Origin of the sequence: Mesorhizobium argentiipisi (SeqCode), from assembly GCF_037179585.1 — a bacterium.
Classification (GTDB): Bacteria; Pseudomonadota; Alphaproteobacteria; order Rhizobiales; family Rhizobiaceae; genus Mesorhizobium; species Mesorhizobium argentiipisi.
Genome location: NZ_JAPYKO010000126.1, coordinates 1 through 382 on the forward strand (window position 1 = coordinate 1; position 382 = coordinate 382).

A 382-nucleotide genomic window follows, 5' to 3' on the forward strand; every position below is an offset into this window, starting at 1 on the left:
GGCGATCACGCCACTCACGTAGGTCGATCTCCTCGGTCATGACTTCAAAGATGACGATCTTGTCGGCGTTTGACTCGGCACCCTTTCTCCACAAACCATCCGCAGGAGCCTGAAGATAGGCGGTAACACCCTCGAAGCGGCTCGCCAGTTCTTCCTTTACCCTCTCGAAGTCTTCTTGGGCAAAAGGCTGACCGTCATTATCCATGCAGGGAAGCAGTATTTGAACAAGGTGCATGGCGGTCAGTGACGAAAGCGGTGGTTGGTGTCTGCAAGATGATTGTGAATGTCCGTGGCCGCGATCGCAGCGTGGCCGAACGCTACCGCGATCTGGTTGATTTCGTTCACCACATCACCAGCGGCATAGAGACCGGGCACAACGGTT

At 55.2% G+C, this 382-nt stretch carries 1 protein-coding gene; it reads right to left on the reverse strand.

Going from position 1 to position 382, the window contains the following annotated elements; translation table 11 throughout:
* On the reverse strand, positions 1–205 hold a 205-nt coding region (locus O7A05_RS34235), incomplete at its 3' end, for a hypothetical protein (RefSeq protein WP_337097823.1).
* Between the last annotated feature and the right edge of the window lie 177 nt (positions 206–382).